Origin of the sequence: Alistipes indistinctus YIT 12060 (assembly GCF_025144995.1) — a bacterium.
GTDB classification, from domain to species: domain Bacteria; phylum Bacteroidota; class Bacteroidia; order Bacteroidales; family Rikenellaceae; genus Alistipes_A; species Alistipes_A indistinctus.
In genome coordinates this window covers 2674258-2694843 of the sequence record NZ_CP102250.1, presented here as the reverse complement: position 1 = coordinate 2694843, position 20586 = coordinate 2674258, and the positions used below count along the sequence as shown (strand labels likewise).

The 20586-nt window shown below is 55.8% G+C and carries 17 protein-coding genes and 1 riboswitch; of the genes, 6 read left to right on the top strand and 11 right to left on the bottom strand.

Features of this window, described 5'->3' with window-relative positions:
* Positions 1-3 precede the first annotated feature (3 nt).
* Together pstB and phoU are read left to right on the top strand one after the other, a co-directional pair.
* Positions 4-756, top strand: coding sequence for a phosphate ABC transporter ATP-binding protein PstB (pstB, locus tag NQ495_RS11060; protein WP_009133327.1), 753 nt, complete (start codon positions 4-6; stop codon positions 754-756).
* An 85-nt stretch (positions 757-841) separates the two neighbouring features.
* Positions 842-1516, top strand: coding sequence for a phosphate signaling complex protein PhoU (gene phoU, locus NQ495_RS11055; protein WP_009133326.1), 675 nt, complete (start codon positions 842-844; stop codon positions 1514-1516).
* 239 nt (positions 1517-1755) lie between these two features.
* Here the strand turns inward: phoU and NQ495_RS11050 are convergent, their stop codons facing one another.
* From NQ495_RS11050 to NQ495_RS11000, 11 genes are all read right to left on the bottom strand, one after another.
* Entirely contained in the window at positions 1756-3174 is a 1419-nt protein-coding gene (locus NQ495_RS11050) for an NADH-quinone oxidoreductase subunit N (RefSeq protein ID WP_009133325.1), read from the bottom strand.
* 6 nt (positions 3175-3180) lie between these two features.
* Positions 3181-4674 (bottom strand): complex I subunit 4 family protein, encoded by a 1494-nt coding sequence (locus tag NQ495_RS11045; protein WP_009133324.1) that lies wholly within the window; start codon positions 4672-4674, stop codon positions 3181-3183.
* A 23-nt stretch (positions 4675-4697) separates the two neighbouring features.
* On the bottom strand, positions 4698-6608 hold the full coding sequence (gene nuoL, locus NQ495_RS11040; protein ID WP_009133323.1) for an NADH-quinone oxidoreductase subunit L: 1911 nt from the start codon (positions 6606-6608) through the stop codon (positions 4698-4700).
* A gap of 14 nt (positions 6609-6622) precedes the next feature.
* Positions 6623-6931 carry an NADH-quinone oxidoreductase subunit NuoK gene (gene nuoK / locus NQ495_RS11035; protein ID WP_040294144.1) on the bottom strand — a complete coding sequence of 103 codons (309 nt, stop codon included), beginning with the start codon at positions 6929-6931 and terminating at the stop codon, positions 6623-6625.
* Positions 6932-6934: 3 nt separating this feature from the next.
* Positions 6935-7450, bottom strand: a complete 516-nt coding sequence (locus NQ495_RS11030; RefSeq protein ID WP_009133321.1) for an NADH-quinone oxidoreductase subunit J family protein — start codon at positions 7448-7450, stop codon at positions 6935-6937.
* 6 nt (positions 7451-7456) lie between these two features.
* Complete coding sequence (locus NQ495_RS11025; RefSeq protein WP_009133320.1) at positions 7457-7924, bottom strand: 4Fe-4S binding protein; 468 nt, start codon at positions 7922-7924, stop codon at positions 7457-7459.
* 12 nt (positions 7925-7936) lie between these two features.
* Entirely contained in the window at positions 7937-9013 is a 1077-nt protein-coding gene (gene nuoH, locus NQ495_RS11020; RefSeq protein WP_009133319.1) for an NADH-quinone oxidoreductase subunit NuoH, read from the bottom strand.
* A 30-nt stretch (positions 9014-9043) separates the two neighbouring features.
* Positions 9044-10672 (bottom strand): NADH-quinone oxidoreductase subunit D, encoded by a 1629-nt coding sequence (locus tag NQ495_RS11015; protein ID WP_009133318.1) that lies wholly within the window; start codon positions 10670-10672, stop codon positions 9044-9046.
* Positions 10665-11273: an NADH-quinone oxidoreductase subunit B gene (locus NQ495_RS11010; protein WP_040294143.1), complete on the bottom strand. Its 609-nt coding sequence runs from the start codon at positions 11271-11273 to the stop codon at positions 10665-10667. Before NQ495_RS11010 ends, NQ495_RS11015 begins: the two co-directional genes overlap by 8 nt.
* Positions 11264-11614 (bottom strand): NADH-quinone oxidoreductase subunit A, encoded by a 351-nt coding sequence (locus NQ495_RS11005; protein WP_009133316.1) that lies wholly within the window; start codon positions 11612-11614, stop codon positions 11264-11266. The genes NQ495_RS11010 and NQ495_RS11005 overlap by 10 nt, the downstream gene beginning before the upstream one ends.
* A gap of 545 nt (positions 11615-12159) precedes the next feature.
* A complete protein-coding gene (locus tag NQ495_RS11000) occupies positions 12160-14031 on the bottom strand; it encodes a biotin/lipoyl-containing protein (RefSeq protein ID WP_009133315.1) in 1872 nt (623 codons plus the stop codon).
* A gap of 109 nt (positions 14032-14140) precedes the next feature.
* Positions 14141-14351, top strand: a riboswitch (cobalamin riboswitch).
* A gap of 245 nt (positions 14352-14596) precedes the next feature.
* Between NQ495_RS11000 and NQ495_RS10995 the strand changes: the two genes are divergently transcribed.
* The 4 genes from NQ495_RS10995 (at position 14597) to NQ495_RS10980 (ending at position 20459) form a co-directional block, all read left to right on the top strand.
* Positions 14597-15622 carry a YncE family protein gene (locus NQ495_RS10995; RefSeq protein WP_040294142.1) on the top strand — a complete coding sequence of 342 codons (1026 nt, stop codon included), beginning with the start codon at positions 14597-14599 and terminating at the stop codon, positions 15620-15622.
* Between the two features lie 80 nt (positions 15623-15702).
* Entirely contained in the window at positions 15703-16899 is a 1197-nt protein-coding gene (locus NQ495_RS10990) for a PKD-like domain-containing protein (RefSeq protein WP_009133313.1), read from the top strand.
* A 94-nt stretch (positions 16900-16993) separates the two neighbouring features.
* The gene (locus NQ495_RS10985; protein ID WP_009133312.1) at positions 16994-18367 is read left to right on the top strand and encodes a DUF5074 domain-containing protein; all 1374 of its coding nucleotides are present in this window, start codon (positions 16994-16996) and stop codon (positions 18365-18367) included.
* Between the two features lie 37 nt (positions 18368-18404).
* Complete coding sequence (locus NQ495_RS10980) at positions 18405-20459, top strand: TonB-dependent receptor plug domain-containing protein (protein ID WP_147513018.1); 2055 nt, start codon at positions 18405-18407, stop codon at positions 20457-20459.
* Positions 20460-20586 lie beyond the last annotated feature (127 nt).

Sequence of the window (20586 nt, the reverse complement as noted above, 5' to 3'; positions counted from 1 at the left end):
CCCATGATAACCATTGATGCCAAAGAGGTAAATTTTTATTACGGCGATTTCCACGCGCTGAAAAACATCACAATGGAGATGGAACGCAACACCGTCACGGCGTTCATAGGTCCGTCCGGCTGCGGCAAATCGACTTTTTTGAGGTTGCTGAACCGAATGAACGACCTGATTCCCGGCACGCGGCTCACCGGCGAAATCCTGATCGACGGCGAGAACATCTATGCCCGCCAGACCGAAGTGGTCGAACTGCGCAAAAAGGTGGGCATGGTGTTCCAGAAACCCAATCCTTTTCCGAAATCGATCTTCGAGAACGTAGCATACGGCCTGCGCGTAAACGGCATAAAAGACCGGGCGCTGATCGCCGAGCGCGTCGAACGCTCTTTACAGGGCGCGGCCCTCTGGAACGAAGTGAAAGACAAACTAAAAAAATCGGCTTTCGAACTCTCCGGGGGCCAGCAACAGCGGCTCTGCATCGCCCGGGCCCTGGCCGTCGAACCGTCGATCCTGCTGATGGATGAACCGGCCTCGGCACTCGATCCCATCTCGACCACCAAGATCGAAGACCTGATCTACGAACTGAAAAAAGAGTATACGATCGTGATCGTGACGCACAACATGCAACAGGCGGCACGTGTCAGCGACCGCACGGCATTTTTTTATCTCGGCGAGCTGATCGAGTACGACGATACGCAAAAGATATTCGTCAGCCCGACCAAAGAGGCCACCCAAAATTACGTCACGGGGCGTTTCGGCTGATCCCCCCAAAATCGTCCCCGACAGGACAGACACCCCAGCTGTATCCCAAATCCGCCGATACCTTCCCATCAAAAAACCGACCGCTATGAAACATACCGAAGATTCGATCCGCAACATCAAAAAATCCCTGGCCGAGATGTGGAGCCTCGTGCAAAGCCAGGTGGAGAAGTCATCCGCCGCACTGCTCGACGGTAACAAAGAACTCGCGCACGAGATCACCAGCCGCGAAAAGCTGGTCGATTCCTACGAATTGACCGTGGATCGGGAGTGTGAAAACTTTTTCGCATTGCTCACGCCCGTAGCCGTCGACCTGCGGATGATCCTTTCGATCATCAAAATCAACAACAACCTCGAACGAATCGGCGACTTCGCAGACGGCATCGCACACTTCGTCATCCACAACCAGACCGAAAAGATCAATACCGAACTACTCGGACAACTACAGATCCGCGAAATGTTCGACGAGGTGATCTGCATGCTCAAACTCTGCAAATCGGCACTCGCGAACGAAGACAGCCACATGGCAGGAAAGGTATTCGCCAAAGACACCGTCGTGGACCGGCTCAACACCGAAAATGTACACCGGCTGGCCACCTACATGGAACAGAACCCGGACGCAATCTTGGACGGCCTCTATCTGCATTCGGCCATCCGGCGTATCGAACGTATCGGCGACCGTTGCAACAACATCGCCGAGGACATCATTTTCTACCTGGATGCTAAAGTGATGAAACACCTGCACACCCAGGACGAACAATAACCCCAAGAGACAAGGACAAAAAGGCCGACCCGGCCCTCATCCGGTCATGTGGGCAGATACAGCCGAACCTTTAGACACGAAGCAACGATAAAGATAACGCCCCGGAATGCAATTCATTCCGGGGCGTTATCTTTATTATACAGGCTGCACTCAAACAGTCGGTAAAACTATGTTATCAGAAAACGATGACGGTATACCGGAAATCTCCCGGACGAATACCGACACCGCACGGGTACGGCCTACATGCCGAAGCTCAGCGGAACCAGACTGTCGTACACCACGCTCAGAATACCCAGCAGGATAATACCGGCGCTGCAGACCACGAGGCTGAGGCGCATGTAATTGTCGCTGCGGAATTTTTCGATCGGCGCGTCGTTTTTGTTGATGAACATCGCCTTAACCACCAACAGGTAGTAGTAGAGCGAGATAATCGTATTGAGCAGTGCGATGAACACCAATACGTAGAAGCCCATCTGAGCGGCCGACACGAAAATGAAGAACTTACTGAAGAACCCGGCGAACGGCGGAATACCGGCCAACGAAAAGAGCGCGATCATCATCACGAAACTCAACTTCGGGTTGGTCTGGTACAGGCCGTTGTAATCGTCCATCGTCACCTTACCGGTCTTGTACTCCACAGCCGAAATCACGCCGAATGCAGCGAGGTTCGAAACCAGATAGACCAGTACATAATACACCAGTGCGGTCATGCCCAGCGGGTTGCCGCCGATCACGCCCAGCATGATGTAACCGGCCTGTGACACCGATGAGTAAGCGAGGAAACGCTTGAGGTTCTTCTGGCGGATCGCAAAAAGGTTGGCCACGGTGATCGTCAGGATGATCAGCCCGTATAGCATCGCCTGCCATTGCAGTACGAAGGGGGCGAACACCTTGATCAGGATCGTCAGCAGCACGAATGCTCCCGCACCTTTCGAGATGACAGACAGGTAAGCGGTCACGCTCGTCGGCGCACCTTCGTAGACGTCCGGCGTCCAGAGGTGGAACGGCACAAGCGAAATCTTGAAGAAAAGGCCCACGAGGAAGAAAATCATCGCCATGATCTGCAGTGCGCTGCCGTCGAGCATCATCGGGATGTCGGCGAAATAGAGCGTTCCGGTCGTACCGTAAAGCAGCGACAGGCCGTACAGCGACAAACCCGATGCAAAGGCGGCGTTCAGGATATATTTCGCACCGGCTTCGGCCGATTTGTGCTTGTACTTATCGAAAGCCACGAGCGTAGCCATCGGGATCGACGCGGTTTCCAGCCCTAAATAGAAAAGCATGAAATTGCCCGCCGAAATCATGAAATACATACCCAACAGCGTAGAGAGCGTCAGGAAATAGAACTCCCCGCGCCGGATAATAGCATCCCTTTCGAGCCAATTACGGGCCTGCAGGAAGACGATCAACGTACCGATCGTGAGGATGGTTTTGAGAACGCTCGCCATCGGAGTGGACTGGTACATCCCGCCGAGAATCTCGACATTGCCCGTAGGAACAATGTTATAGAGGATCTGGGCGGCCACCAGGATACAGGCCAGCGGCTGGAACCAGCGCATGCCCTTTTCCCCGGCGAACAGGTCGTATATCAACAGGATCACCATCACCGCGACGAGTGACAGCTCCGCTTTCATCTCCAAAAAACTACTGTAATCCATAGGACGTTATCGGGTTAATTGTTCAATTACGGGTAAGAGGCTCTGCTGGATCATGTCCGACACCCACAACGGCATCATACCCAGACCGGCAATCGCAACGATCAGCGTCACGACCGAGAAACGCTCGTACCATACGGCATCGGTAAGCGTCAGGTGATGCTGGTCGTATACTTTGCCGTAAAGCAGCTTGCCCACCACGCGCAGGATATAAACCGCGGTGATGACGATCGATGTGCAGGCCGCGATGGTCAGCACGCGATGGAATGTATCGTGATGTTCGAACGAACCGACAAAAACGGTCATTTCGGCCACGAAACCGCTCAGGCCCGGGAGGCCGAGCGATGCGAGACCCGCAATCACGTAGCACACACCGAGGAACGGCATGATTTTCATCAGGCCGCCCATCTCGCGGATGTCACGCGTGTGCGTACGTCCGTAGATCATACCGATCAGTGCGAAGAAGAGGGCCGTCATCAGACCGTGCGAGAGCATCTGCAACACGGCACCGGTCATCGCCGTCTGGTTCAGCATCAGGATCGCAAAGAGAACCAAACCACAGTGACTCACCGAAGAGTAGGCGTTGATATACTTGAGGTCGGTCTGTACGCAGGCGGAGAAAGCTCCGTATACAACGCTGATCCCGGTCAGGATCAGGAAGATCCACGCCAGTTCATTTGCAGCTTCAGGCATCAGGTAGATCGCAACCCGGAAGCAGCCGTAACCGCCCAGCTTCATCAGCACCCCCGCATGGAGCATCGACACCGCCGTAGGAGCCGAAGCGTGACCGTCGGGAGACCAGGTGTGGAACGGGAAAAGCGCTCCCAACACGCCGAAACCGATGAAAGTCAGCGGGAATAAGTAATATTGCACGCCTACGGGAATGGTTCCCCGGGCGATCTCCAGAAGGTTCATCGTGTAGTAACCGCTTTCGGCACCGGTGAAGAAATAGATACCGAGGATACCCACCAGCAACAGCGCGGAACCGCCCATCAGCATCAGGGTCAGCTTCATGGCCGAGTATTCCTTGCGGCCCGTGCCCCACACCCCGATCAGCAGGTACATCGGGATCAGCGCCACTTCATAGAAGAGGAACATCGTGAAGAGGTCGATCGAAATGAAAAAGCCGTAAACCCCCGTCGAGAGCAGGCAGAACCACAAGAAAAACTCTTTGGGCAGCGGATCGATCTTCCACGACGCAAACACACCCGTGAACACAATCACCGACGAAAGCAGCAGCATCGCTACCGAAATTCCGTCTACCCCGACAGAATAATTGATATTGAGCGGCGTGAACCACGGCATTTCGGCCATGAAAAGCATTTCGGCATCGTTCCCGGCGGCGCGTTCACCCAGGAAGAGGAACGTCAGCACGACCGAGAGCACCAGCAGTAGCGAGGCTCCCGTAGCAGCTACCCAACGGATCTGCTTCATGTTGCGGGAAAGGAACAGCCCGCCGAGCATCAGGATGGGTATCAGCACAAATAACGATAAGAAGTTCATATCCAGTCTTTATATTTTATCCGTTAACAAAACACGATCAGGATCGTCAGCGCCAGCGTGCCGATCAGGAATACATAAGCATACCACTGTACCTGGCCGGACTGCAGGCCGCGAATAGCCAGCGAGAGGCGCTGCGTAACCGCGGCGATGCCGTTGAGCGAGCCGTCCACCACATGGCGGTCGAACCAGGCGATACCCGAACAAATCCCGCCGAAGATAATCTTCTTGGTGACGAACATATATACCTCATCGATATAGAAACGGTGATAAGCTGCGGTATAGAGTCCTTTGAAAGTAGATTCGAGTTTGCCGGGAATCGGATTCTGGCGGCGGTAGAACCACGTCGCGATACCGATCGAAATGCAGGCGATCACTACGCTGGTGATGGCCACGGCCGGATCGAGGTGGATGATGTAAGGCGCTCCGTCGCTGGTAACGAATTTACCGAAAGGTATAAATCCGGCCACACAGGTAATGGCAGCGAGAATAATCAGCGGCGTGGTCATCGTACCGGGGGCTTCATGCGGCGTATGCTCGTGCTCCGAAGGAGTGCCCCAGAAAATACGATAGTAAAGACGGAACATATAGAAGGCCGTCAGCGCAGCGATGAAGGTCATCACCCAGCCCATCGCAGGACTGAACATGAATGCCGCAGAGAGGATTTCGTCCTTGCTGAAGAAGCCCGAGAAGGGCGGAATACCCGCAATCGCGAGGCAGGCGATCAGGAAGGTGATGTGCGTAATGGGAAGCTGTTTGCGCAGGCCGCCCATGTGGCTCATTTCGTTGCTGTGTACGGCATGGATGATCGCACCGGCACCGAGGAACAGCAGCGCCTTGAACATAGCATGCGTGAAGAGGTGGAACATACCGGCCATGTAACCGAGGCCGTGGTGTCCGCCGTAACCCGATACGCCGAGGGCCACCATCATGAAACCGATCTGCGAAATGGTCGAGAAGGCGAGCACGCGCTTGATGTCGGTCTGCACACAGGCGATCACCGCCGCGAACAGCGAGGTGAACGCTCCGACCACCGCAATGCCCACGAGCACCTCGGGAGTCTGGAAGTAATACACCGGAAAGAGGCGTGCGACCAGGTAGACGCCGGCCACGACCATCGTCGCGGCATGGATCAGCGCCGATACCGGGGTCGGACCTTCCATCGCGTCGGGCAGCCAGATATGCAGCGGGAACATCGCCGATTTACCGGCACCGCCGATAAAGATCAGCGCCATCGCCCAGGCCATCACCGAGCACCCCATGAAGGTCTTGCCCGCAGCTCCTGCGAAGATGCTGCCGTTACCGGCTGCGCTCGAGGTAATTTCCCCGAAGTTGAATGTCTGGGTAAAGTACGATAAGAGCAGGATACCGATCAGGAAGAACATATCGGCGAATCGCGTCACGATAAAAGCCTTTTTCGATGCGGCGATCGCCTCGGGCTTCGTATAGTAGAACCCGATGAGCAGGTAGGAGGAAACGCCCACCAACTCCCAGAAAATGTACATCTGGAAAATATTGGTGGCCACGACCAGCCCCAGCATCGAAAAGGTGAACAGCGACAGGAATGCGTAATAACGCTGGAAGCCCACCTCGCCTTTCATGTAGCCGAGGCTGTAGATATGTACCATCAGCGACACGGTGGAGATGACCACCAGCATCATCACCGAAATCGGATCGAGCAGGATGCCCAGGTCGATGTGCAGGTTCTGCGTGAAACCGAGCCACTCGACGTTGAACACCGTCCACGGCTGGTAGATGCCGTCGACGCGTGCCGTCGAAAAGTACTGCGCCGCTACCGTATAGGACATCGCAGCGACCGCAGCCAGCACGATCGAACCGATGCAGCCCGAAACGAACGGCCGGAGCTTGGTACCCAGCAGGCCGAGGCAGAGGAAACTCAGCAACGGCAGGATCAGGATGAGTATCGTATATTCCATCTTCTATTTTCGGTTTAGTCTTTCAGTTCGTTGAGTTTCTTCACCTCAATATTGCGGATATTCCGGTAAATATTGATGATGATGGCGATGGCGACGGCCGTTTCGGCAGCGGCCACGGCAATGGAAAACAGCGCGAAGAAGAGCCCTTCGAGCGCACCGGGATAGAGATAATGGTTGAACACCGCGAAGTTGATGTTCACCGCATTGAGGATCAACTCAATCGAGATAAGGATGGCCAGCAGGTTGCGGCGCGTGATGAAACCGTAGATGCCCGCGAAAAGCATCACCGCGCTGACGATCAGGTAAAACTGCATTGGTATCATAGCTTATTGTCTTTTTCGTGCAATCATAATTCCTCCGATGATGCAGGCCAGCAGCAGGATACTCACCAGCTCGAACGGCAACAGGTACTGGTACTTGCCGGTGCCCATCATCGTATAACCGATCGCCTTCATCGGCAGCTCCGTCTCCGGCAACGCATAAACGGCCGGGAAGGTATGTGTCAGCAACAGGAAGAGGCTCAGCGCGACGCCCACGGCCGAAGCGGCCAGGCCGGCCACCTTGCGGCGGTTGCGCAGCGGCTCCTTCTTATCCGCATCGGAACTGGTCAGCAGGATCGAGAATACGTACAGCACGATGATGCCGCCCGCATAGATGGTGAGCTGTACCGCACCGAGGAACGAATAGTTCATTTGAAAATAGAGGCCTGCCGTGGCGAAAAGCACGAAAAGCAGGTAGGTCGCCGCCCTCAGGATCCGGCGCGTAGTGACGGTCAGTACCGAGCAGACCAAAATCACCGCGGCAAGGATAAAGAAGACTATCTGTTGTGATGTAAGTTCCATAGACGTCTATTTTTTTGCAAGAGTTGAACCTTCGTGATTGAGCTGCTCGCGCAGTTTGCCGCGCGTGAAGACGGCGTGCTCGTAAGTATTGATGAACTTAATCGCATCGTGCGGGCAGGTACGCACGCACAACTGGCAGAAAAGGCAGCTGCCCAGATCGTATTCGTAACGGTCGAGTACCTTGCGGGCCTTACCCGTCTCCTCGTCGGTCACCTGCTTGGTGACGACATTGATCGTTCCGTTGGGACAGTTCATCTGGCAGATGCCGCAGGCAACGCAACGATGCTCGTTCTTGTCGTTGTGGATCATGACCAGCTCGCCGCGGAAGCGGTCCGAAATCTTCAGCGTGGCACGATTTTCGGGGTACTGCTCCGTCGTCTTGCGCCGGAAAAAGACCTTGATCGTGGTGCCCATACCCACCAGCAGGGAGCGCAGGCCGCTGAAAAATGAAGTGATGTATTCTTTAAATGTCATAGCTCGTCATGTTTAAAAATGTAAACCGAAGACAATAATCAGCGCCATCAGCAACAAATTGATCAGGTTGATCGGCAGCAGGTACTTCCATTCGAGTTTCAGGAGCTGGTCGATCCTCAGGCGGGGGAAAGTCCACTTGAACCACATGATGATGAAGATCATCACAGCGACCTTGCCGAGGAACCAGATAATCGACGGAATGTAGTCCATCGCCTGGTTGAAACCGTCCCAACCCGAGATGTGCAGCGGCATCCAGCCGCCCCAGAAGAGGGTCGCGGCCACCGAAGCGACGATAAACATGTTCAGGTACTCGGCCAGGTAGAAGAATCCGAAGTGCATACCCGAATATTCGGTATGGTAACCTGCGGTCAGCTCCGATTCGGCCTCGGGAAGGTCGAACGGGCCGCGGTTGGTTTCGGCCGTACCGGCGATGATATAGATCAGGAATGCGATGATCGCGGGAATATGCCCCGTGAAAATAAACCAGCCTCCGGCCTGCGCCTCGACGATCCCCGAAAGGGACATCGTGCCCGCGAGCATCACCATCGTCAGGATAGAAAGCCCGATCGAAAGCTCGTAACTGATCATCTGCGCACCGCTTCGCATGGCGCCGATCAGCGTATACTTGTTATTACTCGACCATCCGGCCAGCAGGATTCCGACGATACCGATCGACGAAACGGCCAGCAGGAAGAAGATACCGATATTGAAATCGAGCACCTGCAGCCCCTTGGCAAAGGGAATACAACTGAATGCCAGCACCGAGGAAATAATAACGATATAAGGTGCTAAACCAAACAGGAACTTATCGATATGGTTGATGTGGATGATCTCCTTGATGAGCATCTTGAACATGTCGGCAACGCTCTGGATCACTCCATAGGGTCCCACGCGGTTCGGCCCGAGGCGGCACTGGAAGAATGCGCAGACTTTACGCTCAATGTAGATCAGCGCCAGCGCGATCACGGCATAACCCAACAAGAGGCAAACCCCTACCAGCACACACTCAACGATCACGGCCGCCGTCGGGGACATCCAGCTCCGCAACAGCGTGTCGACCCATTGAGTCACGATTGAAAAATCAAACATATTTGTTTTAATTATCAGGTTAAACTTGGGTTAGCGGTCCACGTCGGGTACCACATAGTCGAGCGACCCACCGATCGCGATCAGGTCGCCGATCTTCGCGCCGCGCGCAAGCGGGTCTACCACCGACACCAGCGGCAGGCATGACGAACGGAACTTCATGCGGTAGGGGTATTTGTCGCCACGGCTTTCGATATACGCGCCGAACTCGCCGCGGGGCGCTTCAACGCTTGCGAAATACTCCCCTTCCGGCAGGCGGATGATGGGTTTGGTTTTGGCAGCGTAATCGCCCTCCGGGATGTTGTCGATCAGCTGTTCGATAATGTGCAGCGACTCGAGGATCTCCTCCATACGCACCATGTAGCGGGCGAACGAGTCGCCTTCGGTATGGATTACCTCTTTGAATTCTACCTTGTCGTAAACGCCGTAAGGATGTACCTTGCGCACATCGCAGGCCCACCCCGAAGCTCGGCCCGTGGGACCCGTCGCACCGTAAGAGATCGCATCCTCCTTCGAAAGGACGCCGACGCCCTTGAGACGCTGCTGTGCGATCACGTTGCCGGTAAATACCGCGTGGTACTCTTTCAGCACACCGGGCAGGTAAGCGATGAATTTTTTAACCTTCTCCACGAAATCGGGAGCCAGGTCGGCCATCACGCCTCCGATCACATTGTAATTCTGGATCAGGCGGCCGCCGGTGGTACCCTCGAAAATATCGAGCACCATTTCACGGTCGCGGAAACCGTAAAAGAACGGTGTCAGACCGCCCATGTCCATACACATCGTGGCATAGAACAGCAGGTGCGAATCGATACGCTGCAGCTCGTCCATGATCGTGCGGATGTACTGTGCACGGGCGGGAACCTCGAGCTGCATCGCCTTTTCGATACACATACAAAGCGCATGGCGGTTCTGATGCGCCCCCAGATAATCGAAACGATCGGTCAGCGAGAGCGTCTGCGGATAGGTCATGCTCTCGCACATTTTCTCCGCACCGCGGTGGATATAACCGCAATGCACGTCGATCTTCTTGATGATCTCGCCCTCGAGCGAGGTACGGAAGCGCAGTACGCCGTGCGTCGCAGGGTGCTGGGGGCCGATGTTGACCACATACTCCTCTTCGTCGAAGAGCACATGTTCTCCCTTTTCGATCTTACCGTCCTTGAGCTCGTAGCAGGGAGCCTCGTCCTCGGTCGGTTCATTGGTCTCCGGTACCGGATTGATCTCCGGGTTCGCATCGTAATCCTTGCGGAAAGGATAGCCGACCCAGTCGTTGCGCAGGTACAGCCGGCGCATATCGGGATGGCCCGTAAACCGGATGCCGTAGAAGTCGTATACTTCACGCTCGTTCAGGTTGGCCGAATGCCACAAGTCGCATACACTGGGCAAAACCGGATGTTCACGGTCGGCCGTCTCGATACGCAGCACCACTTCGTGGCCCAGCGTAGTCGAACGCAGGTGGTACACCACACCGAGGGTTTCGCCCCAGTCGGCTCCGGTCATGCAAACCAGAAAATCGAACTGCGTCTCACGGTCGTCGCGCAGCATCTCCGCCACGGCGTGGAAATTCTCCGCCGGAACCGTCACGGTCAGCACTTCGCCCTCTTTCACCGTCGCGGCGGGAGCCAGTGCCAGTATCTTATCTTGTATCAGGTTACTCATTGTCGCCTCCTTCCTGTTCCATTTCCTTCAACTCTGCGGGCATCTTCTCCTTGCGGTTCGCACCGCCGAAGAAGCGCTGCGCCTTTACTTTGCGCTGCAACTGCATCATGCCGTACAACAGCGACTCGGGACGCGGGGGACACCCCGGCACATAAACGTCCACCGGAATGATCGTATCGACGCCCTGCACCACATGGTAAGACTTTTTGAACGGACCGCCGGAGATGGAGCAGGCCCCCATCGCGATCACATACTTCGGCTCGGCCATCTGGTCGTAAAGCCGTTTGAGCACAGGCGCCATCTTGTGCGTGATCGTACCGGCAACGATAATTACGTCGGCCTGGCGCGGGCTGGCGCGGGCCACTTCAAACCCGAACCGGGCGAAGTCATACCGGGCGGCGCCGACCGACATGAACTCGATACCGCAGCAGCTCGTAGCGAACGTCAGCGGCCAGAGCGAATTGGAACGCCCCCAGTTGATCAGTTCGTCCAGAACGCCGATCGCGACAGGCACGCCCTCTTGCTGCAGTTTTGCATAGGTCTCCAGGTATTCGTTGTCCCTGAAGTCCTCGTATTTCATCGATTTGATCTTTATTTCCATTCCAAAGCTCCTTTCCTCCAGGCGTAAACCAGACCCAGAACCAAGATAAACAAGAAGAAGATGATCGTTACGAGGCCCTCTACGCCCACTTCACGCAGGATCACCGCCCACGGGAAGAGGAACACGGCCTCGACGTCGAACATCAGGAAAAGGATGGCGAACAGGTAGTAGCCCACCTTGAACTGCATCCACGACTTACCCCGCGTGGGAATACCGCATTCGTAGGCTTCGCCCTTCTGCTTGTTGAACGAGCGGGGCGAAATGAGCAGGGCTATACCCAGCGCCGCTACGACAAGCATCACCGCCGTAATCAAAACGGTAACAAACAACGTCAGATTCATAGATTATGGTATCTTATTGGTAATCAAAGAGTGAAAAACGGAACCGACATCCCCCGGAACGCAATTTCCGGCCGGGAAACACGACACGCGGCGCAAATATACAGAAATATTCGCGGAACCACCAACAAAAAAACCTTTTTCTTCCACCACCACGGCCTTCCGGCACACGCGCCCTTCTTCACTGCATCTATCAGCCGCACACGATCATAGCCAAGACCGCAGTGCAATACCCTATCCGCCTCTTTCCCGAAAAGACAAATTGCATCCGCGCCGAAACGACAGCAGGTGGCAAACAGCCCAAATTTTCCAACCACAATATTTCGAATACAAAAACAATCGGATAGACGAAAAAATTAAGGAAGGCCGCGATCAAATCGCAGCCTTCCCAAAATCATCCGGACAGTTTCCAGAGCTATCATCCGAAATAAGTCACCCGGAACATATACCTCAATGAATACAACGCGCGCGGACCTTCGGCCTCAAGTACGAAATTACGGCGAAACCGACCGGTTTAGGTATGATACCCCGCCTATGGACGAACGGAATCAGACGATCTCGATCAGTTGCGCGTCGGCAGCCACCGTATCGCCCTCGGCAACCAACAACTGCTTGACCGTTCCTCCCGCACTGGCCATGATACTGTTCTCCATCTTCATCGCCTCGAGGATAACCACGTCCTGCCCGGCCTCCACTTTATCGCCCGGCTTCACCAGCACCCGGATGATACGGCCCGGCATCGGCGCACTCACCACCCGTCCCGTAATCGGCTCTTTGGCCTTGGCCGACGAAGTCTCGCCGGCCTTCGCAGCCGTCCCTTCCGGCTCGGCCGCAACTGCGGGTTTGCTCTCTTCGTAACGTTTCTTTTTCTGGTCGGTCAGGAAACCTTTGGCTACCAACGGGAACAGTTCGAGTAACAGTACCTCTTTCTCGTTCTCGGCCAGTTTCACGCCGCCGCACTCGTCGAGTACCGGGTTGGGCTGCATCCGGTACTTGGATGTATCGTACGGGGTCTCCTCGCGCACGCCGGCAATCTTCAGCCGGAACTCCGGATCGACCGGAACGGGCGTTTTGCCGTATTCGCCCTTGACGAGCCCTACGAACTGGTTCGAAACATTCGAGTACATCGGTTTGCCGCTGCGGGCATCCAACGCACAGTTCACCGCCTGCGCCCCTACGATCTGGCTCGTGGGCGTCACCAGCGGCGGCAACCCGGCATCGAGGCGCACGCGCGGAATCAACTCCATCGCCTTCTCGAGGATATCCTCGGCCTTGAGTTGCTTGAGCTGCGCCACCATATTCGTATACATACCGCCCGGAATCTCTGCTTTTTTAACCAGTTCGTTCGGGGCCGGGAAATTGAAATGGCGTTCGATAGCATGGCAGGCAGCGATCAGGTCGGCCTCGTTCATGTTGCGGGCCGCCTCAATCGCACGGTCGAACTCCTTGTCCACCTCGGCAGGCAACGTATCGGTAAGCGGATTGAACGGATTGGGGAACTGCTTGACGGCGTCGAACTGCTCCAGCTCCTTGCGAATGCGCAGCAGCTCGCTGTTGATCTTCGCTACGGCTCCCATGTTGATATCCAGCTCGACACCCATCTTCTGACAGAAGATGTAGATCAGCTCGATGGCCGGAGCGGCGGGACCGCCCGCGAAATACCAAATGTTGGTATCCACGATATCCGCCCCGCTGACGATGGCCGACAGCACCGAAGCCAGGCCGTAACCCGGCGTGCAGTGCGTATGGAAATCCACCGGCACTTTAAGATTATGTTTGAACAGGCGTATCAACCCGGCCACCCGTTTGGGAGGAATCAGGCCGCTCATGTCCTTGATCGTGATCATGTCGGCGCCGAGCGCCTCCATTTGCCTGGCTTTATCCAGGAAATAGGCGTCGGTAAAAACTTTGCCCGGCAGCTTCTTGCCCTTGAGCAGCGACGTAAACCGCTCGCCCACCGAAAAGTGCGGGTCGATCGTATAGCAAACCGCACAATCGGCCAGTCCACCGTATTTCTTTACATATTTGACGGTCGATTTGATGTTCTCCACATCGTTCAGCGCATCGAAGATACGCATGATGCCGAGACCGGATTCGATCGCATTGCGGCAAAATCCTTCGATAATTTCATCGGTATAGGGGCTGTACCCGAACAGGTTTCGCCCGCGCGAAAGGGCCGTCAGCTTCGAGACATCACCCACTACCGCCTTGATCTTCTCCAGGCGGTCCCACGGGTTCTCGCCCAGGTAACGCATCACCGAGTCGGGCACCGCTCCGCCCCATACTTCCATTGCGTAAAAACCGGCCTCTTTGTAATAAGGTAGCACCCTGTCCACCTGATTCTGGTTCATGCGCGTGGCGAACGACGATTGCTGACCGTCACGAAGAGTCAGATCCCGGATCAAAATTTTCTTTGCCATATCAATATGCATTTGTTGGTCACCCGTGCGGGTTTTGTTATTCCAATAACAAAGATAAGAAATAAACGTCAACCTGTGCAGGTGAATTTGTTTTTGTCCGAAAAAAAACGCACTTTTGCGTCGCAATGGTTCCCGCTGGGGCTCTCCGCCCGGGGATTAAAAGGGAATGCCGTGCGATTCGGCAACAGTTCCCGCTGCTGTAAGTCCCGCCCGCAAGGGCCGGTGCTCTCCGCACAAGCCACTATTCTGTCACAGCGACAGGACGGGAAGGCGCGGAGAGCGGGACAAGTCAGAAGACCTGCCGCTGCGACATAGATTTTACAACCTGCGGCGATATGGGTTGGCGAAGTCCCCGACGGCAATTCCGGTATTTTCCCGACTTTCTCTGATTTTCCGTCGCTGTTGAAAAATCTATGGAACAAAAACAACAGCGATGCGTATTCCATTACTCCTTATACGGCGTATCTTACGGACCTGCTTTACGGAAGCGGGAGCCTGCCGCATCCGTAAACCGGCAAGCGCGGCATTGCTGTGCCTGGGTCTGTCGCTTCCGCTTGCGGGTTGTATGGAGTACGGCCCCGTCGAACCGATCGACATCACGCTGCCGGGGCGGGGGCTGTTTATTTCCAACGAAGGAAATTTCACATACGGCAACGCATCGCTAAGCTACTACGATATCACGCACAGCGCGCTGGTCACCAACGAAGACGGATCGAACGATATTTTTTACAGTGCCAACGGAATCCCGTTGGGCGACGTGGCGCAATCGGCGATCGTACGGGGCAACACGGTCTATGTAATCATCAACAATTCGGGCGTCATTTTCGCCATCGACCGGCGGACGGCCAAAATCACCGGCACGATCCGGGGACTCACTTCGCCCCGCTACATGCACTTTCTGAGCGACACGAAAGCCTACGTCACGGACCTCTACGCACGGGCCATCACGATCGTCAACCCCGAAAGCTGCCAGATTACCGGCCGCATCGACGTCAACAACGGCTACGGACGGCAGCATCCTACCGAACAGATGGTGCAATACAAAAACTTCGTCTTTACGAACTGCTGGTCATACGACAACAAGATCCTGGTGATCGACTCCGATACGGACAGCGTCGTGGATTCGATCGAGGTCGGCATCCAGCCCACATCGCTGGTGATCGACAAGTACGACAAAATCTGGACGATCACCGACGGAGGATACAAAGGCAGTCCCTACGGGCACGAGGAGCCCTGCCTCTACCGGATCGACGCGGAAACCCGGCAAATCGAAAAACGGATCGTGTTCGACCTCAACGACGCCCCTTCGGAGGTGTGCCTCAACGGAACGCGCGACACGCTCTATTTTATCAACGAGGCCGTCTGGCGTATGGACGTAAGGGCCGATGCCGTACCCAGAGAACCGTTCCTCAAATACAACAATACGATCTATTACGGCCTTACGGTCGACCCGAAAACCTCGGAGGTATACGTCGCCGACGCGATCGACTATGTCCAGAACGGTGTGGTCTACCGTTTCTCGCCACAGGCTGTTCCGCTCGACACACTGCGGGTCGGCATCACCCCCGGAGCCTTCTGTTTTGCCGAATGACAGGAAGGCCCTCACCCCGCTGCAAACGTTTCCCGATGACCTCGAAAATATAACGACATAACCTAACACTACGCACTGCTATGAAACAGTTTTTAATCCTCTCACTGGCCCTCTGCCTGAGCGCAGCCGTTTTCAGCTCATGCAACAACGAAGACAATACGCCCGAAGCCCCTTCGATCTCGTTTAAGGATAACACCGACGGAACGTTTTACGCCAAAGCGGGCTTTCCGCTGACCATCACCCCGCAGGTCGAAAACGGCGACGGAGCACAATATAGCTGGACGCTGGGCGGACAGCAGGTAGGCACGTCGGCTACCTATACGTTCCAGTCGGACGAGACAGGAACCTATGCGCTGACCCTGACGGTCAAAACCGCAGGCGGTGAAGCGACCCAACAACTTTCGGTCACGGTCGAGCCGGTGGACGTGCACTACCGTCCCGCCACGCAGAACAGCCTGGCGGCCTGCAATGCCGTATACGAATACACCCCGGCCCCGGGCCAGTTCATCAACGAACCCCAATCCGGCTTCAAGAATGAAAACACCCCGGAAGCGGCCTGCGCCTATGCGCTCGAACGAATGGGGAAAAGCGCATATGTTTCGCTGGGCGGATTCGGCGGTTACCTGATCGTGGGCTTCGACCACAGCATCTACAACGAAAAAGGGGCGGACTTTTCGATCGCGGGAAATTCTTTCTCGGGCAGTTCCGAACCGGGAATCGTCTACGTCATGCAGGATGAAAACGGCAACGGCAAACCCGACGACACCTGGTACGAACTCAAAGGCAGCGAATACGGCAAACCCGAAACACTGAAAGATTACAGCGTCACCTATTACAAGCCGCAGTCCGCAGGAACCGACATCCGTTGGGAAGACAACGAAGGCAACGAAGGGATGGTCTATTACCTGCCCGGTTTCCACAAACAAGACACCTATTATCCGGCCTGGATCACTGCGGACAGTTACACGCTCAGCGGCACTCGCCTCGCTACAAATTCCGATTGGGAGGAGGGTACCGGTTGGGTCAACAAAGCCTACGACTGGGGCTATGCGGATAACTTCAGCCCGAAAGACGGGACCGGCAGCAATGCCGACGGCACCGGCGCGAGAGTCAATAATTTCGAGATCGACAACGCCGTGAAGGCCGACGGCACCCCGGCCGGCCTGCGCCACATCGACTTCGTCAAGATCCAGACAGGCGTACATTTCACCACCGAATCCATCGGCGAACTATCGACCGAAGTGCTCGATGTCAAGGACCTCCATGCAGGAAAATAAACCCGGACAAAGTCGTGCATTTCCCGCAATCGGCCCCCTCCGTAAACCGACAGACCCAACCACCACATAAAATCATTCATTTCTCAATCTATTTATGAAAAAACTATTATTCGCCCTTTTCGGACTGCTGGTCATCACCTCCTGCAGCAAGGAGCACGAACCGCTCCCCACTCCGCAGGTTTCGATCGAAGCGCCTGCAGGCACCGATCCGACCCAACCCATCGCACTGACACTGGGCGGCACGCTGACCCTCAAAGCAGTCAGCGCCAACACCGACGAGGCTACTTACCTCTGGGAAGTCAACAACGAACAGGTCGGACAAGCCCAGGAGTACACCTTCACGGCAACCGAATTGGGTAACTACATCGTCAACGTGACCGTTTTCAACGCCGAAGGCACCGGCAACACCGTAGGATGCGAAGTAACCGTTTACGGCCCCTACCACACCGGCACCTTCATCCTCAACGAAGGCAACTTTACCTCCGTGCCCAGCTCGCTCATCTTCATCGGCGACGACGGACAGGTCACCGAATCGGTCTATACGAAGGCCAATCCGACGCGCAAACTCGGTATCACGGCGCAGGACATGTGCTTCTTCGGCGGTAAAGCCTACATCCTCACCCAGAACGGCAAAAAGGCCGAAGGATTCGACGGTTACCTGACCGTTACGAACGCCGAGACGATGACCTATGTGACCGACTACACGAACGACGAGTTCAGCGACCTGAGCGCACCGACCCACCTCGCGGTAGTCAGCGCCGACAAAGCCTATATCCGAGACGGCCGTGCAATCTACGTCGCCGACCTGAAGAACCGCAAGCTCAACGGCAAAATCGCAGGTTCGGAAGGCGCCCTGAAAATCAAGATGGTCAATACCGGCAGCAAGGTATACGCCGCAGCGGGCTCCAAACTGCTGGTGATCGACCCGGCCAGCGACGCCGTCACGAAAACAATCGACCTGCCGGGTACCTCTTCGGGCATCGTGCTGGGCAAAGACGGCAACATCTGGTCGTCCTGCGCAGGCACGCCGTCCTACATGGTGCAGATACTGACCGCAACGGACGCCATCGGCGTCAAGAACGAGGTCAAGGACATCAACCTCTCTGGCGGCTGGGTACCTTCTATCGGCCTCTGCGCTTCGAAAACCGACAACGTTCTCTATTTCTGGAAAGACGAATCCCCGGATTGGAGCCACTACGACTATCCGATCTACAAGCACGACTGCACGACCGGGAAAACCGAAAAGTTCATTTCATTGTCTGAAACGGCTAAAGACGGCAATTACCTGATATACGGCGGCATGGGCGTACATCCGCTCACCAACCAGCTTTTCGTAAATTCCATCAAAGGATACGGCACCGATTACCTGACCAACAGCATCCACTCGTTCAGCAACCAGGGCAAATTGGTCAAGACCTATTCGGACAAGACCTCCTTCCCGGCCGGTGTATTCTTCAAGACCGAATAGCTTGCAACCGGAATAACGCATTGAACTGAGGAAAAACGTGAACAGAACCGCGTTCATACTCTGCATGACACTTGCCGCCATCGGGGCCGGCCCGCTTCAGGGCCAGGCCCCGAAACGGCTCGTGCAGTTGCAGGAGGTATCGGTTACCGGTAAACGGCCGCTTACGGACGTGGGAACCACCAAAACCAACCTGGATACCCTGACGCTGCGCGAAACGGTGGTCAACAGCATGGCGGACGTCCTCTCGCAAAACACGCCCATATTCATCAAATCGTACGGACGCGGGTCCCTCGCCACCGCATCGTTTCGGGGTACTTCCCCGTCGCACACGCAAGTGTTGTGGAACGGCTTGAAGCTCAACTCGCCGACGCTCGGCATGGTCGATTTCTCGATGATACCGTCGTTTTTCATCGACCGCGGCAGCCTCTACCACGGGGCCAGCTCGGTGGGTGTCTCGGGAGGAGGACTCGGCGGTGCCGTCGCGCTCGACACGAAACCGACACAGGGACTCGACGGCATAAAACTCAATTTCATCCAGGGCATCAGCAGTTTCAACACCTACGACGAATTCCTGCGGGTGCAGTACGGCAGCCCGAAATTCCAATCCTCGACCCGTTTCTATTACGCCAACGCGAAGAACGACTTCCCGTACGTGAACTTCAACAAGCGCAACGAGGACGGCACCTACCCCACCGAACGCAACAAAAACGGTTCGTACCGCGACCTGCACCTGTTGCAGGAACTCTATTGGCAGGGGCGCAACAACAACAAATACGGCTTTACCGGATGGTTCCTCGATTCGCGGCGCGGCGTACCGATGCTCAACGTGAACTACCGCGAAGAGGACCAGTCCAAAAACCAGCAGGACGAAACGACCGTACGGCTGGTCGGCACCTGGGACCGCTACAACGACCTGTGGAAACTCTCCGCGAAGGCCGGATACAGCTATTCGAACATGCTGTACACCTACAAGGGCGAGAACGGCACCGAAGAACTGGTCGAGATGATCCACTCGCTGAGCCGTATCCACACCGGCTACGCCCAGTTCTCCGCCGACTGGTATCTTTCGCCCAAATGGATGTTCAAAGCCAATGCGTCGGTGAACCTCAACGCCGTGAACAGCTACGACAAATACGACAAAACGGGTTACGACAAGCAGCGCGCCGAAGCATCGCTCTTCGCCACGGCCAAATACCGCCCGGCCAAAGGGCTGAGCTTTGCCGCGGACCTGCGCGCCGAGAGCTACGGACAGCACCTCACCCCGCTGATTCCCGCTTTTTTCGCCGAATACGTCCTTTGGCCGCAAGCGGGCCTGGTCGTCAAAGCTTCGGTCGCGCGCAACTTCCGCTACCCGTCGCTCAACGACCTCTATTTCCTGCCCGGCGGCAACGATTCGCTGCGGTGCGAACGGGGTTTCACCTATGACGGAGGCATCGAAACGGGATTCGAAGCGGGACGCTTCACCTTCCGGGGCGAGGCGACCGTCTACAATTCGAAAATCAAAGACTGGATCCTCTGGCTTCCGACAGCCAAAGGCTACTGGACGCCGAGCAACGTGAAGCAGGTGCACAGCTACGGCTTCGAGCTGCGCGGCCGGCTCAGCGTCGACCTGGGCCGCCAATGGGGTATCCGCTTCGACGGCAACTGGGCCAAGACCCGTTCGATCAACCAAGGCGAACCGCAGAGCTGGGCCGACCAGTCGATCGGAAAACAGTTGGTCTACATTCCCGAATACTCCTCATCTGTGACGGGGCGCCTCAGCTGGAAACGCTTTACGCTCCTCTACAAATACAACCACTACAGCGAACGCTATACCACTTCGAGCAACGATTCGGGGCGGCTCGGCGTACTGAAACCCTATTACATGAACGACGCCTCGCTCGAAAAGGTCTTCATCTCACGCGCCGGCGAGCTTTCGCTAAAATTCTCGGTTTACAACCTCTTCAACGAGAAATACGTATCGGTGCTCTCGCGCCCGATGCCCGGCCGCAACTACGGCTTCTTCCTCAGCATCACCCCGCACTGGAAAACACGCAAAACGGCGCCCGGCTCCGGATCGGATTCCCTAACCGGTACGGTTTCATCCCGCTAAAGGGGCAGGAGCTGTTCTGCCGCACTCATCCCGCCGTCTGCCGGCTTCCGTTCCCGATAGAGTTGCCCCGTTCTATTCCTACGGCCCCTTTACCGATCATGCCCCCGATGATCTCCAATTGAAACAT

What these genes read in the sequence shown, in the direction of transcription:
- pstB (WP_009133327.1), top strand. Translation starts at nt 4, where the DNA reads ATGATAACCATTGATGCCAAAGAGGTAAATTTTTATTACGGCGATTTC.
- phoU (WP_009133326.1), top strand. Translation starts at nt 842, where the DNA reads ATGAAACATACCGAAGATTCGATCCGCAACATCAAAAAATCCCTGGCC.
- NQ495_RS11050 (WP_009133325.1), bottom strand. Translation starts at nt 3,174, where the DNA reads ATGGATTACAGTAGTTTTTTGGAGATGAAAGCGGAGCTGTCACTCGTC.
- NQ495_RS11045 (WP_009133324.1), bottom strand. Translation starts at nt 4,674, where the DNA reads ATGAACTTCTTATCGTTATTTGTGCTGATACCCATCCTGATGCTCGGC.
- nuoL (WP_009133323.1), bottom strand. Translation starts at nt 6,608, where the DNA reads ATGGAATATACGATACTCATCCTGATCCTGCCGTTGCTGAGTTTCCTC.
- nuoK (WP_040294144.1), bottom strand. Translation starts at nt 6,931, where the DNA reads ATGATACCAATGCAGTTTTACCTGATCGTCAGCGCGGTGATGCTTTTC.
- NQ495_RS11030 (WP_009133321.1), bottom strand. Translation starts at nt 7,450, where the DNA reads ATGGAACTTACATCACAACAGATAGTCTTCTTTATCCTTGCCGCGGTG.
- NQ495_RS11025 (WP_009133320.1), bottom strand. Translation starts at nt 7,924, where the DNA reads ATGACATTTAAAGAATACATCACTTCATTTTTCAGCGGCCTGCGCTCC.
- nuoH (WP_009133319.1), bottom strand. Translation starts at nt 9,013, where the DNA reads ATGTTTGATTTTTCAATCGTGACTCAATGGGTCGACACGCTGTTGCGG.
- NQ495_RS11015 (WP_009133318.1), bottom strand. Translation starts at nt 10,672, where the DNA reads ATGAGTAACCTGATACAAGATAAGATACTGGCACTGGCTCCCGCCGCG.
- NQ495_RS11010 (WP_040294143.1), bottom strand. Translation starts at nt 11,273, where the DNA reads ATGGAAATAAAGATCAAATCGATGAAATACGAGGACTTCAGGGACAAC.
- NQ495_RS11005 (WP_009133316.1), bottom strand. Translation starts at nt 11,614, where the DNA reads ATGAATCTGACGTTGTTTGTTACCGTTTTGATTACGGCGGTGATGCTT.
- NQ495_RS11000 (WP_009133315.1), bottom strand. Translation starts at nt 14,031, where the DNA reads ATGGCAAAGAAAATTTTGATCCGGGATCTGACTCTTCGTGACGGTCAG.
- NQ495_RS10995 (WP_040294142.1), top strand. Translation starts at nt 14,597, where the DNA reads ATGGAGTACGGCCCCGTCGAACCGATCGACATCACGCTGCCGGGGCGG.
- NQ495_RS10990 (WP_009133313.1), top strand. Translation starts at nt 15,703, where the DNA reads ATGAAACAGTTTTTAATCCTCTCACTGGCCCTCTGCCTGAGCGCAGCC.
- NQ495_RS10985 (WP_009133312.1), top strand. Translation starts at nt 16,994, where the DNA reads ATGAAAAAACTATTATTCGCCCTTTTCGGACTGCTGGTCATCACCTCC.